Raw genomic sequence first — 17,326 nt, forward strand, 5'->3', positions numbered from 1 at the left:
CATGAAACTTCAACTTAGCGCTTCAAACGCACTCAATAAATACCTAAAAGCCGATTTACCTCATTTGTCTCATGAGCCTGGTAAACAAGCGGGGGTTAATACACTCATAAGCGATAATAATAGCTTTAACTGGCAATTGCAGATTATTGATAACAGCTATAAATCCCGTGAAAAAACGATCATTGTTTGTGAAGCGAATAGCCGCTTTACGTTTTTTATACCGGTTAGTTTAAAGCTGTCGCAAAAAGAGTTAACCCAACGTTTGCAGTACGAATGGCAATTAATAATGGCTGAAACGCTTGAGGTGTATCAGTTAATACCACGCAGCGATATTGCGGTGCTGTTAAGTGAGCTATCTAAAATAGAGTTTATGCCGCACTGGGTTAAAAATACCGATTTAAGTATAAGCGGGCATATTAGCGATGCCGCACTTTGGGTTACTCAAACACTACAAGAAGAGGGGCTTTATGATTTACCTAAAGACCTTGCCATTGAGTTAGCTATTTACTTAAACACCCAACCTAAACGTATTACTAATAAAACAACTGGCCGCAAAGAAAAGTTTATACCCATAGAGCGTTTATTACATTATTGCCAATCGCTTATCGCTGCACGTCAGTTGGATGATAGCTCATCAAACGAAATACTTGATACCAGTAATATCATTAATTTTAGTGATTACCATAAAAAATAAGAGCTGGTTAATACTTTAAACTTATCAATAAAAGGGATTTTACTTTGAAAGATTACCAACCATTTTCAGCTGAGATAAAGAACGAAATCATAGACTAAATCAAAAATAATTTTGGTGATGTTTACTCAGATGAGTTGATCACTAGCTTTATAAAAATAATGGAAGAGTCTACATTTGTTGAGCTCGATTTTGCTGACTTATTAGCTTTTTTAAATGAGTGTAGAAACGGCTTTAAATTTTTTACAACTCAACAAGCATTAACTGAATTTGTGAAATCGAGTGAACGTAAACCAACGTCATTATTTGGACATATAAAGCTAGCCACAGAAGTAAACCTTTTCGATAGCTACTCTCAATACATATCAGAGTTCGATAAACTTTTAGTGAGTAACAGGTGCTTATATGTATCAGCGGGTGTTTGCACCGATTTAAACGAGCACCAACAGAGCTTTGAGTTTTATATGATTAATTACAAAAGTTAAGTAAAATTTTCATAAAAAAAGTCTATGTACCTAAAGTTTCATGAATAGAATTAGGACGAAATATGTTATTCAAAATAATTTCAAAAGATAATAAGCAAGTGTTAGAAGCTGTGAACTCGCAAAGTATGGGGGAGCTTCAACTTGAGCAACTTATAATGGAAAATCAAAGAAATGATAATAATAACGGTACAACTCAATTACTGAATGAAGGTATTTTTGGAGAAGAGCTTATTCTACTGAAAAACCAAATTCAGGTTGCCAATCGAAAAAAAGCAGATGTTTTAGCACTCGATAAAAATGGGTGTGGTGTTGTTATTGAACTTAAGAAAGATTTAGGCCGTTTGGGAGTCGATACTCAAGCATTGCAATACCTTGCTCATATAGCTCGCTTTAAAGGCGAAAAATTTATAAAAAATAAAAAGTTAGTTAATGAATCATATGTTGAGTCTGTAGAATCTTTTATAGATTCAGCAGAAATTGACAGAGAAAAAATAAACAGTAAAAATCGTATCATTTTAATTGCGAATAAATTTGATCGTACGTTGTTTTCGATGGGGGAATGGCTTTCAGATAAAGGTGTAGGGTTTAAATGCATACAATATAGTCTATCTAACCTTGAAGACGGTTCGCAGTATATAGATTTTTCGGTTGTATTTGATAGAAGCCCAGAATCAACATTCCCTCTAAGCTTTAGCGCTATGCAACGTGAGCCTAAGTATTTTTGGTACAATATTGGCACTACTAAGCCCAAAAACTGGGCTTGCTTGAAAGAGAAGTCTATTGTTTCCGCTGGGTTTGATGGCGATAAGGACGACAAGGGTGATAGGTTGCTTAATAGCTTTATACCTGGAGATGTATTAATAGCTTATGCTAATGGTTATGGTGCTATTGGTGTTGCAGAAATTCCAAAAACTTCCTCATCAACTTATAAGTTGTTAAAGAAGCCAATTGTGAATGATCCTGTATCTGAGTATCACTTGCACAGGTTAAATGTTAATTGGCAGTGCACAACTGACGACTATTTTAGTGGTTCAATTACTCCAGCAGATACTAAAAACCAATTTAATATTCACCATCCGTACACAACGAGTTGTTCAATCGAAAGCGATAAAGCAAAACGATTAATTAGCGCGCTTAAGGATAATCTTAAGCCATAGATCAAACTAAAAAGTGTATTAGCAAAATCACAAGCTTGTAAAAACTTATTTCTCGTAAGTATTGTTATATTACTTGAATGTAATTTAAGTACCCGTGTTCATGCGAACTGTGCTCAGCTATTAACAGGTGTAACTAAAAACACCTTGAAATGAAATGCTTTAAATGGTTTATTAGCTTAGGTAAAGGAGTTTAAGTTGTTAACTTTTAAAGGTTAATTATTAATTGATAAGGATATTTATGGCTAAATTAGGTTTGGTTTTTTCTGGCGGTGGTGGTAAAGGCGCATACGAAATAGGCGTTTGGAAGGCACTAAATGAATTTGGTATAGCCAAAAACGTTGAAGCAGTTGCGGGTACTTCTGTTGGTGGTTTAAATGCTGCATTATTTACAGCTGGTGATTATAGCTCTGCTGAGCAGTTATGGCTTGATATTGCACCAAGCAAGGTATTAACACTTAAAGCAGAAGATATTGCTATAGCTGTTTCTAAGTTTGCCGTCGGGGCTTATTTACCGGGTGTTGCACCTAAAGCATTGATGACCTTGAGTTCTTTATTAGGGGGTGCAGGAGCTTTTTCGCAAGATGGACTTGCTGAACTTATTTACCAAAGCAATGTTTGCAATTCTATTGATAATAATTTATCGCTGCATTTATGTGCATTAACTGCTAAAAATGGCGAGCTAGTTTATCCGCAATTAAATACACTAAGCGCTGAAGACAAACAAAAATGGCTATTGGCAACCTCTGCAATACCGGCTGTTTTTAAAGCAGTTGAAATAGACGGCACAAATTATGTTGATGGCGGCGTATTACCTTCATATAGCGACAACACACCTTACAAACCACTTATAGAGCAGCATAATTGCACTCATATTATTAATATTTACTTGGACCGCCAAGCTGATACTGTTACTGCAAGTAAACAATACCCTGGGGTTAATTTTTGGAACATTGTTCCGTCACAAGCTTTCGCAGGCTTAATAGAACCACTTAATTTTACAAAAGAAAATGCAGCTAATCTTATTGAGTTAGGCTACAGCGACACGGCTAAAATTCTTAAGCAGTTTAAACCCTTTATGGATGATGAAGCGTGTTTTATGCAGGCCGCTTTTGAGTTTGCAGCTTCAAATACACAATTCAACGATCAGATATTAGTAAACCAACAGTTGCGTGATGGAAGAGCTTTAGATTCAAAGCAGCTTACATCTCCTCATTCATTAGATGATGTATTAAGCGAACTTGCCGATACGTTAAATCAGCAAGAGCGAGAGATAGCAAATCAAAATGTTGATAGTTTGATAGACGAATTTGCTGATAACTCTAACGAATTACTTGAGCATGCCTTTAATACAATTACAACACTTGCCTCTACTGAGGGGCGTATAAACGCTCAGTTAGAGCAAAGCCATGTGAGTCGGGTTCTCGGCTCGGTCTCGGGGAGCAATGCTAAGTTACAAGCGGGTGTTAACTATGATTTAAATCGAGCTATATATTCTAGCCAATTACTCATTCAAAAGCTCAACCATAAACAAGTACTAACAATGGAAGCGATGGTTTCCCTTGCTAACAAAACAAACTACCTGATGACTCATGTTAATGTGTTATATGGCAGCGTTAAAAAACTAGAACAAAATGTTTTTCAATCAGTTGCATTAATGAAGCAAGGAATAGAAGCATTAGCTCATCAATGCGATATTAGATTCAACCAACTTGAAAATAGAATTGATAACCTAGAACGAAGTCAATTAGTAAATAATTGGTATAACAATACAAAATCAAAATGCATCAGTTTAAATACACTGCAACCAAGTGAATTATTAATTAGAGTAACCTTGGGTTTTTATAATGATTTAGGGCGCGAATGGTCTAATAGTGAACTCAGTTCCTACACAAATTTATTGCATGATATTGGCTTGCATCAAGCATTATTAACACCATGTAGCTTATTTAGTCCTAACTCCGCTAAGTTATTTTTAAATAATATACAAGCAAACGCCATTTTACCTGTTCCGCCTAAACATCAGCAGTTTCATCCTTTATTAAAAGGGCTGCAAATAGCAAGTGATGCGCAAAACGACGCAACCGCTGAAGAAATAAATCAAACGATTGAGCAACAACTCGGTTTAGCGCTCAATAATGAATTAAGTGGTTATGAGGTAGGGTTAGAGCTATTACATAGCCTAAAATGTAACGATAAAAGACTGCCGGCTTACTCAAATACGGGAAATTTGAGCTTACTGTCAGCTAATGAGCATACAACCATGCAAGCTCAATTGTTGGCTCAAGTTACTACGTATAAAAAAATTAACGATGATATTTTAATTAATAAAAATATCCGTGATGATCTTGCTTTTTTACAAAATAAAATTGAACAATTTAAAGTTATCATCCCTGTGATTGGCCAATTTTCGGCAGGTAAAAGTTCACTACTTAATAATTACTTAGGGCAAGACTACCTAAACTGCGACATAAACCCTGAAACAGCGGTTGCCACAGAGCTAAGTTATAGCGAAGACGAGCACATTATAATTAATTATATTGATAATAAATTGAGTGAGCGAAAAGAATTAGGTGAGTTACAAAGCCTAACAATTGACGAGAATATTTTTTATATTCAGGTTTTTATTAATAATCAAAAGCTTAAGAACCGTCCTAATTTAGTGCTGGTGGATATGCCGGGTTTTGCATCAAATAATACTGGCCACTCAAAGGCAATTGCTTGTTACTTGGAGCGTGGTGATTATTTTATAAATTTAATCCCCTCAGAAAAGGCCTTTGATGCAACAGCCATTAATCAACTGCAAGAAATCAATCTTAATTATGAAAAAGACATTGCTCATATTGTGTCTAAATCTAACCGTCTGCCAAGTAGTAAATTGTTAGCGGTTAAGAGTCAGTTGCAAGCGTATTTAACCGAAGCATTAGAAAGCGGTATAACGATTGGCCATATCGAAAATTTAGGTACTAACAAAAATATAATTGATTTTGAGAATGCAGTCGACACTGCATTAAATCAGTTTGATACATTACTTTGTAAGCGTTATTCACAGCAACTAGCTAAGTTAGCCGGGCATATAACCAGCGCCATAAATGGCCTTAAAAAGTCTAGCCAGTCAAGCGAAGCCCAAATTCAAGAACAAATAAACAAGTCTCACAGTGCATTTAGCTCGGTAGAAAATAAACTTCAAGCATCACTTAAAGATCTTGAATATAATCTATGTAGCGTAGGAAAAGAGCAGTTAATTCAGCGCTCTCAACAGGTACTGGGCTCATCCGTATCAGTTTTAGTTAGTGCGGCTAAATCGAATCAAGTATCACAAAAAATAAATGACCTACTAAGGCCCGTTTTACAACAAGGTGTTGATAACTTAGTAAAGCAAGAATTACAAAAGCTAGATAAAAAACTCGATATTATTAGCGAGCAACAACATAGCGATGTAAAAATTACACTTAATATACCAGCAGAGCAAAAAGAAGCCTTTTCAACAGCGTATGCAGCGGTAGCGGCCGGAGTCGCAACCGTTATTTTAGGCCCTCTAGGTGGTATTGTCTCTGGTATTATAGGTGGCTTACTGGGCCGAAAAGATAATGCAGAAGAACGCGAGCAACAAATAGAATCACAAGTACGTGAGCAAGTTATTCCGCAGGCCGTTAATATGGCTGTAGAGCATTGCACACAACAGCTAAATTCGGCGGTATCAAAAATCAAACAAGCTGTTTTAAGCTCATTTGAGCAAGAGCAAAACGACCTCAAGCAAAGTATTGAGCACCTTAAACAACAATTGCAGCAAAGCGAAGACGCGTTTAACGAGCAGCAGTTAAAGTTCGACAACGCTTTAATTCAAATTCAGCAAACTAATCACACCGCGCAAATAAAAACCAACGCTATAAAGGAAGCTAGCTAGTGAGTAATGATTTAGATTTTGACAGTTTAATGAACGGCCACCATGATAAAAGCAATAATGAAAATAGTGGTGTAAGTAATAGTGTAAATAGCGATGCAAATGAGCAATCAGCTCAAACACAAACTTCATCTCAAAACATAAAACCAGAGGGTGTTAATCAATACTTATACGAAAGTGAAAAGGGCTTAAGTTTATGTGCTCAATTAATTGCGAATGGTGATAGTAATACATCTGTTGCCCGTTTATTAGCCGAAATTAAACACACGATTGAACATGACTTTTTACAGCTAGCTAAACAAGACGATAACACCACAGGGGCTCATACTTATGCTCAATTGTTATTGCTTGAAAAACAGCTAAATGAAATTGCTGCTTTTCCGCATCTTGAAAAATACTATACCGTTGCAGTGGGTGGCTCATTTAGTGCGGGTAAATCGCGCTTTTTAAACTCCGTATTAGGGTGCCCCTCGTTGCTGCCAACAGACACAACACCCACTACATCTATACCTACTTATTTGTCGTTAGGTGAGCAAAATGCAATAAGTGCACTTAATTTTTATCGTAAAAAAACAGCAATAGATGAAGAAGCATTAAAAGCTATATGCCATGCATTTAATGAGCGTTTTGGCGTAACCTTTAGCCATTTACTACAGCTAATATCTGTTGAGCGAGAAGACTTTAAATACCCTAACCTCGTGTTTTTAGATACCCCTGGTTACAGCAAAGCCGACGATATAATTAACACACAAAACAATACTGACGAAAACATAGCTCGTGAGCATTTACGCAGTGCAGACTATTTAATTTGGTTGGTCGATCAGCAAAATGGCACTGTGCCACAGCAAGATATTGAATTTTTAAAAAGCTTAGAGCTAACTCAGCCTGTATTAGTGGTGATTAGTAAAGCGGATAAAAAGCCAGAATCGCAAATACAACAAATTATTAATACAGCAAAACAAGACTTACAACGAGCCGAAATTAATTTTTTAGACGTAATAGGGTACTCAGCCCAGTTAAATAAAGAGTTTTCAAGTTCCCAAACCGTACTAACTGATTTATTACAAACTGTGAGTAAAGGTAAAAATGGCTCGATTGTTTTATGGCAAGCAGAACAGATATTTAAGAGCTATATAAATTTTTATGAGTCTACTCGTCAAATTCATAGCTTAACAAGTGGCACGATTAAAGAGCTCATTTTTGCTGAAACTATATCAGACAAAAACAAACAACATTTAGACGATATAAGCAATAAAACAAAAGCGCAGGTAAATGCTTTAGCAACACAAAAGCAAGTTGCCCTTAAAATTCAGCAACAATTACAAGAGCAAATTACGCAGTTATGCGAGTTGCTCAATGTAAACACAACCATGCAGCCGAGCTCTGTGACATTGAGTTCAACTAATACGACTTGCTCACTTGGTAACGATAATGTACCCCAACAATCATTAGTATTTGAAGCGCTCGTGCAAGGCAGTATCAAACAGTTATCGGCTATTGCTGACATAACTGCTTTGCAAGGGCGAATAATTAAGTTAAGCGCAGTAGGCGTACACATTAAAATAGAAGAGAAAGTACCAACCGATTTCGACATCATTATTACTAAACAAAAAATAAAAGCCCAGTTGGGTGATGCCGTAATGAGTGATTATTTTAACGAAGGCCAGCGTGTGAAAGTTCACATAGTAAACGATAAAAAAGCGAGCATTACAGTCGATATAGCTTCGGCATAATTTTGAATTAGCAACACACAATTACTTAATAAAAAAGGAAGTAAGATGGATTTTGATATTTTAGACGTTATAAACGAGGCAACAAAAGAAGCTGATGCATTTGAAGGCCATCCAGCTGCTGATTTCACCATGGAAGAGCAGTTATTATACTTAAATGGCTTAGCTCTAGTCATGAATGCTGACGGTCATATTGACGACACCGAAAAGGAATATATTCGTATACTTATAAAATCAATGAGCCTTGATGAGTCAATACTTGACGACATGGTAACGTTTGCAAAAGCCCCAGATAAAGACACAGTACAAGCGTTTTTTCGTACTTTTCGCCGTCGCCCTGTTGCGCAATTATTTTTGTTCGACGCACTAATGATGACCCGCCGCGATGACAAAGTAGAAGACAAAGAAAAGGCCGTTGTAGACAAAATAGCCGACCAGCTAGAAATACTAAAAGGCACCCAACAAGATATATTTGATTTATTTTGCCATATTAAAAACCGCAACTGGCAAGAAAGCGCATTATATTTCAGCTGCCATTTATTAAACCCAGATCACTTTAAACATCTACTTGCCTATCATGAAATAGAGTTCGATGCGTTAATGGCAGAAACCGCAGAGATCAGAAGTAATAGGTTAATTGAGGTGATTAAACAAAAGGTTGATATTGATGCATTAGAGTGGGAGCTACTCGTATATCGCAATAATAACTGTATGCCTGATGCGACAGAAATAACAACGACATTTATTACAAACATCGTTACTCTTGATCTGATTTTGCCATTTTTGCAATCAAAGCTTGATAGAAAAGAGCTACGCATTAATGCCGATGAGGTTTTATTAATTAAAGATGGTGTTGAGCTAGCCTATGGCTCACTAACTGATTTAACACTTAGCCATGATAAAGAAACAGACGCATTTTTTGTCACTCCAAATTTGACTGAAGACTCTGCGTTCAAAGTAACCGCTGAGCTGCTGAGCGATTTTGGCTTTATGATATCTGAACATCTAATTACAGAAAAAGATATTGAGTCTGATGATCCTCAAGTTATTAATATGGTTTTAGATATCCTCTATTCAGCTAAAATAGTCGAAGGTAAAAAAGATGGTGATTACGATAATCCTATTTGCTTTCCTAAACAGAATAGTGGATATGTAAAAAATGAAATTGTATTAGGCTACGACAACAAATATTACACTAATATTAAATCAATTAGTATAGTTTCCAAAGATAGTAGTGACTATGTTACTAACTCAACTCCATGGGAAGTACTAGCATCTGGTCAATTCAGGTTAATGAGATAAGGGAGCGAGTAGGTGACTGATTTAGACATGCTTGCCACTTTCATGGAAGCGACAAAAGAGCCGAGTGCTTTTGAAAACCACCCAATAGCGCAACAAGGGATTGAAGGGCAGTTATTGTATTTGCAAGGCCTAGCCTTAGTGATGAATGCAGATAATGACATTCATGAAACCGAGGTTGAGTATTTACAAATTTTAATAAACTCTTTTTCACTCGATAGCTCTGTTTTAGATGACGTGATTGATTTTGCTAAAGCGCCAGACAAAGTAACAATTCAAGCATTTGTTGCATACTATAGGCGTAAACCATTGGCGCAATTGTTTTTATTTGATGCGCTCATGATGACCCGACGTGATAACCAAGTGCACGAGAAGGAAATGCCTTTAGTGAACGCAATAGCACAACAACTCGAAATACTAAAAGGCACTCAACAAGATATATTCGATTTATTTTGCCATATTAAAAACCGTAACTGGCAAGAAAGCGCATTATATTTCAGCAGCCACTTATTAAACCCCGATCATTTTAAACATTTACTCGTCTATCATGAAGTTGAGTTTGAAACGTTAATGGCAGAAACCTCTAAAATAAGGTCTAAGCGATTGACTAAGCTTATCGTCAATAAAGTTACTCGTGCATGCCAGTTAAAGTGGGAACCTTTAAACTATTGTAATGCAGAGTCTTTACCGAAAGAAAAAGAGATTACAATTGATTTTGCCCCTAGTATTTTTACACATGACTTGTTAGTCCCGTTTCTTCAATCGAAAATGGATAGGGGCGAGCTTCGAGTTAGCTCTGATGAGGTTTTTATCACTTATAATTCACCTGAAAAATTGTACGGTTTACTTTCTGATTTACATTTGGAGTTTGACCCAGAAGATAACACTTTTTCAGTATCAAAAAGTTATATTTCTGACTCTGAATTAATGGTGCCAAACGAGATTAAGTTAGATTATTTCAAAACTATCTTCTCACCATTATTGAACGGGGAACCACAAGATATAAATGTAATTTTATATCAGTTATTTAAAGCTAAGATAGCGATTGGCAAGCAGCTACACCCTAAGGGCAAGCCTAATAATACGGAACAAATTAATTCTGTATGTTTTCCTTTAAAAGGCAAAAAAGTTTTGAAAGACGAAATAGTACTAGGCTTTAACAATAAGTTTTATAGGAATAAAGGTGGCGTTAAAGCTATTCTGATTTCAAACAGAAAATATTTAGATAACTTAACACTTTGGTCAGTATTGGCTTCTGGTCAATATAGGCTTGTTAAATAGAATTATTTACATAGAACAATAAAGTAAAGTTTTATCTTTTCGATAAAAGGAATTAAAAATGATTGAAGAACATTCATCAAGCTTATTAAAAATAAGTAAAGGCTATGAGTTATTAGGCAGCTCACTAGATAAAAATTTATTGGCAGAGTTACAGGCGCTAGCTAGTCATTTTAAAAATGACGCACTACATACACAAAATGAAAATAGATTGCTGCGTATTGGTATAATCGGCCAAATAAAACGGGGTAAGTCTTCGTTTTTAAATAGTTTGTTATTTAATGGCCAAGACGTACTCCCAAAGGCTGCAACGCCAATGACGGCAGCGCTAACTAAAATTTGCTATGCGCAGCAGCCAAAAGCCCTGGTTGAGTTTTATAGCAAAAATGAGTGGGGTAAAGTTAAAAACTTAGCGGACAAAGCATTCACTAAACAAGCAAGTTACGAAAACGCATTACTTGAATATCAAGCCAATAAGGCAATATCGCAAAAGCAGGGCGTTTTTATTCCTTCACCCGCTAAGCCTGTATTATCTGATGAAGAAAAAGCCAGTATTGAGCTTTTAAATATGGTTAAAAGTTCAGGGCTAAACGTTGCGCAGTATTTAGATAGAACCATATCGCTTGATGAAGTAAATAATAATGATGAATTAGTTGATAAACTAAACAATTATGTGGGAGCCAGCGGCGAATTTACAGCAATAGTAAAAAGCACTGAGCTGCATTTAAATATTGACTCTTTACGCGATATTGAGGTGGTTGATACACCGGGAATGAATGACCCAATAATCTCCCGTGGTAGACGTACACAAGAGTTTATAGGCCAATGTGATGTGGTATTTGTACTCAGCAATAGCGGCCAATTTTTAGACCAATCAGATATGAGCTTGCTGGCGCAAAATATTCCCAATAAAGGTATTGAAGATATTGTACTAATTGGCTCACTGTTTGATGGGGCCTTATTGGATGAGTACCATAAGTACCCGTCTATTCAACAGGCGTTACCGGCCATTACTACAAAATTAAATAATCAGGCCAAAAGTAATGTAGATAAGGTATGTAATGAATTTGCAGCCCATCAAAGTACTGAAGATAATAATCAAAGCCATTTAATGAGCACTTTACAAAATGCTTTGCCGCCTATATTTATTTCTTCTCGCTGTTACGATTTAGCCATAAAGCCAGAGCAGTCATTAAATGAAGAAGAGTTGCATACGTTGAACCTTCTTAATGGCATGTTTGATGACTTTTCGTTTAATGCCAATACGTTTGCAGCAGTGGCTAACTTCACAAAAGTACTAAGTAAATTAGATACTGTTAAGGCGAAAAAAGAACAAATATTGGCAGATCGTTTTAATAACCTTTTAATAGGTTCAAAACGTGAGGTTAAACAAAAATTAGCGCAAATTGCAGATGACGTAACTTATAAGCGTAAAAACTTACTTGAAGGTGATGTTGAAAGTTTAGCGAAAAAACAACAAGAAGCAGTTAAGCGAATAGAGTCTGGTACTGTTAAAGTTAATAGTGTTTTTGAAAAATACAGCATTCAAGCTGCAAAAACTTTAACACGCTTATTAACAGACATAAACCAAGATGCAATACAGGTAAAACAAGTACAGTCGCAATCAGGCTCGCGGGAAGAAAGTTATACAACATCAAGAGAAGTAAGTGACTCATCGTGGTACAACCCATTATCGTGGGGCTCAACTCGTACAGTAACGTCAACCCACTATCGTACAGTTAATTACACCTATGCAAGTGTTCATGAAGCAGTGAGTAAGCTTGAGTCATTTGTGGTCGATACCAGCAAAGCGATTTATGACGTAAGTGAAAACGCAATTCAATTAGGGTTGTTTAAACAGGATATAAAAGCATCTATTAAGGATATGTTTGATTTTACGGATGACAACTTTGACCCCGAAATGGTTTTAATGCCATTAAACAATGCCGTTGAACGTATTACGATCCCTGCGGTGAGTTTAGATCTTGATGCGCATATTAATACTATTAGGCAACAATTTAGTGCTGAGCAAGTTGAAGGCGATGACATAGCTCAGTTACGTACTGAACAGGCCCGCGTCGTTGCTTTATTATTGCAAGATATTAGTGTTGAGCTAAAACAGTGCATAAATCAAATAGTAGAGAAGTTAGCTAAAGAGCAAAGTAGTTTTATTCCGAGCTTAACCAAAGATCTAGTAGCAAGTGTAGAGCAGCTCAAGCAGGATTTAACTCACAAAGAAGAGGTATTAAAAGGGTACGATGACGTATTACAAAAAGTGAATACTGATTTAGCTACTTTAAGCACTAATTTATAAGTTTACTGCGGTTTAGGCATTATCGTATTTAAAAAACATAGATAATGCCTAAAGCACCTATGCCCATCAATAAGCGGATAGTACGCATCTCCCCAAAGCGCTTTGGGGTTGTCCATCATAATATCGATAATATATGGTACAAGTTGCGATAAAAATTGCACTGCGTCTTTTAGTTATTCCCTGTTGGCAGTACTGTTCCAAGTAGCTCCTCCATGTATCAATTTATTTCTTAGAGTATAGCGTCGTTGTAGAACGATGGAGGTCAATTTTGCCGTTTCTCTATTTGCTAATGCATAATTAGCTGCTCGTTTGGCATCATTAAAGCGCAGGGTATATTCTTGCTCCGTTGTTTGTTTATTATGTAGTAGCTAAAATGGCTGAAAAACAAATTTATTATTTAACAGAACTCGAATACTGTTTGGAAACTCATGCCATAGCAAATTATAGATTCGATTTTGTGAGTCGAGAGCATCAAGCTTTTCCAGAAAGCGGCTAAACGATTGTGTTTTATTGAAGTTTAAGCATTTAGTGTCTTGGGCATAAGCAGCATTAAAAGAAACCCACAGAAAAATAAACTGGCAATCTAAATCATCATGGCATTGCTCAGATTTGTTTAACCAGCTAAGGGCTCGATGCACTCTTAATGCTAAGCCCTCAGGGAAGTTATCTCGTAGTTTTCTTTGTTTATCTTTTAATTGTTCATGAAGTATATTTTCAGCCTTGTAAATCCTTTTGATAAGGCTAAATTACTGTTAAATAATGATTAAATCTACATTTGTTAGTTAAACGTCATCTCTTTTCCCAATTTTTTCACTTATCCATTCTTCAACTTCACTTTCTACCCAGGCTACAGAGTTACCGCCTAGCTCGACCTTCATTGGAAATCCACCAGCGCTCATAAAGCGATAAACAGTTGAACGGCTTAAGCCTGTGATATGTAAAACTTCTTTTAATTTGATTAAACGCATGGGACTTCTCCGGTTAGGTTATTAGTACATATTCTTTCCGGAGGTAGTAATTTTTTACTGAGGCGAAACAAAAACGTTAAGCACATACATCACTATTTTGCATAAACCATTAAGAGGGCATAACAATGCAAAATAGCAAGTCACTATACGAATTTGATCACCCTGTAAGTGATGAACAAATACTTGAAGCTGCTGCTTACATAATCGCTCAAAAGCAATTTAGGCATGGGGCTTTAACATGTCCGAAAGACAGTGAAGAATATTTAAGGCATAAGCTGGCGTTGATTGAGCATGAGGTTTTTGCCGTCCTGTTCTTAGATAGCCAAAACCGGATACTCGAATACAAAGAATTATTTAGGGGGACTATTAACGCAGCAAGCGTATACCCACGAGAGGTGGTTAAAGAAGTATTAGCGCTAAATGCAGCATCTGTAATACTTGCGCACAATCATCCTTCAGGCGTAAGTACACCATCTCAAGCTGACAAGCTTATTACCACCAAATTACAGCAGGCGCTTAACCTGATTGATGTTTCGATAGTCGATCACATCATCATTGGTGAAACCAGTTATTCATTTGCTGAGCATGGCTTAATTTAAAGGGAGTAGGGTATGGCGATTAAAATAGAGCAAGTGCCAGGACTAAACGTGCCAGAGTCACTGTTTGATGTGATTCTAAATGCCATCACTAAACAAGGTGAATCGATAGGGAATGCGAGTGAGTTAACTATTAATTTTCGTGATAAAGATTATAGCGCAGCAGCTGGGGGCTTTCACCCAGTCGAGGTTAGGCTAGAAAAACGCGGTATTGGTTGGGAGCTTGTATACATTACTGATTTTTCATACCAGGGCCGGTTAGATTCTGAATTAGTAAAGGAGATTGATGTTTGCTTTGTGATTAAACGCGTGTATCACATGCTGGTGGGCTGGTTAAGTGAACGAGAGGGCAAGGAGCTTTTAACTTTATTTGTGACTAACTTTGTTGAGTATTACAACACAGGCTGCTACCAGGTCACTATTTCAACAGAATAAGGAGATGGCTATGGCTGAAGTACAGGCGATTAAGGACCTTGATACAGTAAAGTTAATTAGTTATTTGCTTGAAAAACGGTGTTCTAAACAGATGAGCCATATTTGGAATATAGGTCTGAACTTGGCATTGCGCATATCTGATTTGTTGTCTGTTAAATTTACGGACATTCAAAACGACAGGTTACTTATATTTGAAAGTAAAACAGGCAAGCTTGCAGAGATTAAGTTAAATCAAAAAGCATTAGCATTTATCCACGAAGTACGTATCACTCACCCCAACCATGTGTACTTATTTCAATCGTATCGCAATCAACAAGCTAAAGGTTCACCACCACGGCCTTTATCACGAAGGGCTGTAACAAGAGCATTTGCGTTAGTGGGTGAAGAGCTTAATTTAAAACTAGGCACTCACTCGATGCGGAAAACCCGAGGTTACCACCTCTACCATAAAACCCAAGACATCGCGCGTGTAATGAAGATGCTTCGCCATAGCTCGGAAGCAACAACACTGCGTTACATTGGCATAACCCAGGAGGAAATCGATAAAGACTTTGAAGAGTTAGAGCTATAAATTTATAACATATAATAGGAGTAAGTTTGTTATGTCGTTAGAAAAAGCCGTTGCATGCGGTGCAGTAGGAAATGAAGTTTCTAAACAAATAACCGGTAGTTCTAAGCCATCACTCAGTAGAACAGCCATTGCTGTGAGCTCTGGTGCTGTAGCAGGCGCTACAGTATCCGGTGCAGTTGTCGTTGGCCTAGGTGTGGCGTCTGCACCAGTTACGGTGCCTTTAGCTGTTGCTAGTGGCTTGTTAGCAGGAGTCGCGAGTTTATTTGATTAGAAGTAAACAAAGAACGCATTTTTGCAGTGCGTTCTTTTTTTGCTTTTGCAGTGTAAATAGTGCTTCTCGTAATGCTATTTTGGGAACTTGCCAGCCCTTATATACTAAGGGTTTAAGCTTATTTAGCTAGTTGAAGGTTTCAAAACCTCGTTAAAACGAATTATGAGAAGCACAGGTCTTAATTAGAATATCACCTCTGACTATAACCAAAACACCGCTGCCCTAATCCGTATCGCTTAGTATTAAGCTTAGCGAAGTAGCTTAGTCGATAATAAAGATCGTGGAAGTCTTGAGTGAAATTAGGGTTATTAACGTCAAGGTAGTAATGTGCATTTTGAGGTAAGTGAGCTAATTGCATCGTTTCATCTAATGGTAAGCTCAACGCACTCGCCCAGGCCTTAGCTATTCGAGTAAACAAGTTATCACTTTCTATATTTATTTTACCCGTACAGTGGTACCGGTCCTTATTGAAAAACAGCACAAAATGATAATGCTGTTGGTGAGCTTTGTTTTTCTCTCTAGTCCAAATATATCTAATATTGCATGGATGTGGGGTTTTACCATCACGAGCTTTACGTTTTGTATCGGCTTTAATTTGTGACTCAAGAGAGGCAATAAACCGAGTACACACTTTGTTGCTATTTAGATTAATCGTATTTGAATGTGCAGGTAGCCTTAAATCAATTCTGACCGCAAACGTTCTTTTATGTTCAGCACATGCAGCAAGCATGACTTTCTCAATAGCACCTAAGTAGGGCATAACTAAAGGCTGACTGTCTCTAGCGAGTGTTTGATATTGCTTGTAGGTAGGGTTGGTTGTTACTGGGTATTGCGTTGAATTATTCATTCTCATTTTCCTGATAAGTATTAGTTCATATCAGGTGTCTGAGTAGTAGTTTTTTAATTTGTATTTGGCGTGATAATAGATTCGTTACTAGTAACTCTTATAAATATTACCAAACCGAAATTTACACTAATAAAACCAGTTAAGTTTGTGGTGGTTAAATACAGAAATGCATTACTGATAAGTTGTTTAGTGTATTTAGAATTACTCTGAAGTTATATGAGGTTTTGCTAGGCTTATTGTTTTAATTACAAGTAGCTATTTAGGTTTCTCAATTTTTGAATAGTAAATATCCTTAACATCATCTGAGCAACTCGAAAAATGATTAATAATGAAAAGATTGTATAATTTGATGGAAATATCAATTTTAATGTTAGATATTTTTTTTAAGTAAGCTTTAATGTTGCGAAAGGAGAGCTGTTCAGAGCCAAAAAAAGCATGAAACAAAAAGCTGTGTGAGTACAAATTTATATAATTGGTAATAAAACTACAAAGATGAAATAAGGTTGAGTTCATATTGAAAATATCGCGAGTACCAAAAAGAGAATTGCTAACATGTATAATGGATAATCTTTTTTTTGGGTTAGACGAAGGTAACTTAAGGAACTTATAAAATAGAAGGGATAAAGTGCTTCTAAGGTTATCTAATACGTTTTTAGGGGTAGTGTTTAGAAATCTGTGTCATTTCAGTATTATTAAGAAAACAGGAGTGACACATGACTCAATCTTTCGACTTCAACAAAGCATTAGCTGAACTGCAAGCTGGTAAAGGTCTTACTGGCGCAG

General features: G+C 36.6%; 14 protein-coding genes. 12 read left to right on the plus strand and 2 right to left on the minus strand.

All coding sequences use genetic code 11. The features are described from left to right. Window position 1: 1 nt before the first annotated feature. The 8 genes from PSH48_RS19685 (at window position 2) to PSH48_RS19720 (ending at window position 12,855) form a co-directional block, all read left to right on the plus strand. On the plus strand, window positions 2–694 hold the full coding sequence (locus PSH48_RS19685; RefSeq protein WP_273612195.1) for an amino acid adenylation: 693 nt from the start codon (window positions 2–4) through the stop codon (window positions 692–694). A 158-nt stretch (window positions 695–852) separates the two neighbouring features. After that, on the plus strand, window positions 853–1,176 hold the full coding sequence (locus PSH48_RS19690) for a hypothetical protein (RefSeq protein ID WP_243530969.1): 324 nt from the start codon (window positions 853–855) through the stop codon (window positions 1,174–1,176). 62 nt (window positions 1,177–1,238) lie between these two features. Further along, window positions 1,239–2,333, plus strand: a complete 1,095-nt coding sequence (locus tag PSH48_RS19695) for a hypothetical protein (RefSeq protein WP_273612196.1) — start codon at window positions 1,239–1,241, stop codon at window positions 2,331–2,333. 238 nt (window positions 2,334–2,571) lie between these two features. After that, window positions 2,572–6,237: a patatin-like phospholipase family protein gene (locus PSH48_RS19700; RefSeq protein ID WP_273612197.1), complete on the plus strand. Its 3,666-nt coding sequence runs from the start codon at window positions 2,572–2,574 to the stop codon at window positions 6,235–6,237. After that, window positions 6,237–7,967: a dynamin family protein gene (locus PSH48_RS19705; protein WP_273612198.1), complete on the plus strand. Its 1,731-nt coding sequence runs from the start codon at window positions 6,237–6,239 to the stop codon at window positions 7,965–7,967. The genes PSH48_RS19700 and PSH48_RS19705 overlap by 1 nt, the downstream gene beginning before the upstream one ends. 45 nt (window positions 7,968–8,012) lie before the next feature. Beyond that, window positions 8,013–9,266: a TerB family tellurite resistance protein gene (locus tag PSH48_RS19710; RefSeq protein ID WP_243530960.1), complete on the plus strand. Its 1,254-nt coding sequence runs from the start codon at window positions 8,013–8,015 to the stop codon at window positions 9,264–9,266. 12 nt (window positions 9,267–9,278) lie between these two features. Beyond that, on the plus strand, window positions 9,279–10,544 hold the full coding sequence (locus PSH48_RS19715; protein WP_273612199.1) for a tellurite resistance TerB family protein: 1,266 nt from the start codon (window positions 9,279–9,281) through the stop codon (window positions 10,542–10,544). 58 nt (window positions 10,545–10,602) lie between these two features. Next, on the plus strand, window positions 10,603–12,855 hold the full coding sequence (locus PSH48_RS19720) for a dynamin family protein (RefSeq protein ID WP_273612200.1): 2,253 nt from the start codon (window positions 10,603–10,605) through the stop codon (window positions 12,853–12,855). 782 nt (window positions 12,856–13,637) lie between these two features. Here PSH48_RS19720 and PSH48_RS19730 read toward each other — a convergent pair. Next, window positions 13,638–13,823: a helix-turn-helix transcriptional regulator gene (locus PSH48_RS19730; RefSeq protein ID WP_273612202.1), complete on the minus strand. Its 186-nt coding sequence runs from the start codon at window positions 13,821–13,823 to the stop codon at window positions 13,638–13,640. A gap of 125 nt (window positions 13,824–13,948) precedes the next feature. Between PSH48_RS19730 and radC the strand changes: the two genes are divergently transcribed. The 4 genes from radC to PSH48_RS19750 are packed head-to-tail and all read left to right on the plus strand — an operon-like array spanning window position 13,949 to window position 15,696. Then, window positions 13,949–14,422, plus strand: coding sequence for a RadC family protein (radC, locus tag PSH48_RS19735; RefSeq protein ID WP_273612203.1), 474 nt, complete (start codon window positions 13,949–13,951; stop codon window positions 14,420–14,422). Between the two features lie 12 nt (window positions 14,423–14,434). Next, complete coding sequence (locus tag PSH48_RS19740; protein WP_273612204.1) at window positions 14,435–14,854, plus strand: DUF2787 family protein; 420 nt, start codon at window positions 14,435–14,437, stop codon at window positions 14,852–14,854. A gap of 10 nt (window positions 14,855–14,864) precedes the next feature. Then, entirely contained in the window at window positions 14,865–15,425 is a 561-nt protein-coding gene (locus PSH48_RS19745) for a tyrosine-type recombinase/integrase (protein WP_054983673.1), read from the plus strand. A gap of 31 nt (window positions 15,426–15,456) precedes the next feature. After that, window positions 15,457–15,696 carry a hypothetical protein gene (locus PSH48_RS19750; protein WP_096038345.1) on the plus strand — a complete coding sequence of 80 codons (240 nt, stop codon included), beginning with the start codon at window positions 15,457–15,459 and terminating at the stop codon, window positions 15,694–15,696. A gap of 190 nt (window positions 15,697–15,886) precedes the next feature. Here PSH48_RS19750 and PSH48_RS19755 read toward each other — a convergent pair whose 3' ends face one another. Then, window positions 15,887–16,543 (minus strand): inovirus Gp2 family protein, encoded by a 657-nt coding sequence (locus PSH48_RS19755; RefSeq protein WP_273612205.1) that lies wholly within the window; start codon window positions 16,541–16,543, stop codon window positions 15,887–15,889. Window positions 16,544–17,326 lie beyond the last annotated feature (783 nt).

Source organism: Pseudoalteromonas sp. Angola-4 (genome assembly GCF_028599265.1).
GTDB lineage: Bacteria > Pseudomonadota > Gammaproteobacteria > Enterobacterales > Alteromonadaceae > Pseudoalteromonas > Pseudoalteromonas atlantica.

Coding starts and splice junctions, on each gene's coding strand:
- PSH48_RS19740 (WP_273612204.1), top strand. CDS start 14,435: ATGGCGATTAAAATAGAGCAAGTGCCAGGACTAAACGTGCCAGAGTCA.
- PSH48_RS19750 (WP_096038345.1), top strand. CDS start 15,457: ATGTCGTTAGAAAAAGCCGTTGCATGCGGTGCAGTAGGAAATGAAGTT.
- PSH48_RS19695 (WP_273612196.1), top strand. CDS start 1,239: ATGTTATTCAAAATAATTTCAAAAGATAATAAGCAAGTGTTAGAAGCT.
- radC (WP_273612203.1), top strand. CDS start 13,949: ATGCAAAATAGCAAGTCACTATACGAATTTGATCACCCTGTAAGTGAT.
- PSH48_RS19755 (WP_273612205.1), bottom strand. CDS start 16,543: ATGAATAATTCAACGCAATACCCAGTAACAACCAACCCTACCTACAAG.
- PSH48_RS19730 (WP_273612202.1), bottom strand. CDS start 13,823: ATGCGTTTAATCAAATTAAAAGAAGTTTTACATATCACAGGCTTAAGC.
- PSH48_RS19700 (WP_273612197.1), top strand. CDS start 2,572: ATGGCTAAATTAGGTTTGGTTTTTTCTGGCGGTGGTGGTAAAGGCGCA.
- PSH48_RS19720 (WP_273612200.1), top strand. CDS start 10,603: ATGATTGAAGAACATTCATCAAGCTTATTAAAAATAAGTAAAGGCTAT.
- PSH48_RS19685 (WP_273612195.1), top strand. CDS start 2: ATGAAACTTCAACTTAGCGCTTCAAACGCACTCAATAAATACCTAAAA.
- PSH48_RS19690 (WP_243530969.1), top strand. CDS start 853: ATGGAAGAGTCTACATTTGTTGAGCTCGATTTTGCTGACTTATTAGCT.
- PSH48_RS19710 (WP_243530960.1), top strand. CDS start 8,013: ATGGATTTTGATATTTTAGACGTTATAAACGAGGCAACAAAAGAAGCT.
- PSH48_RS19745 (WP_054983673.1), top strand. CDS start 14,865: ATGGCTGAAGTACAGGCGATTAAGGACCTTGATACAGTAAAGTTAATT.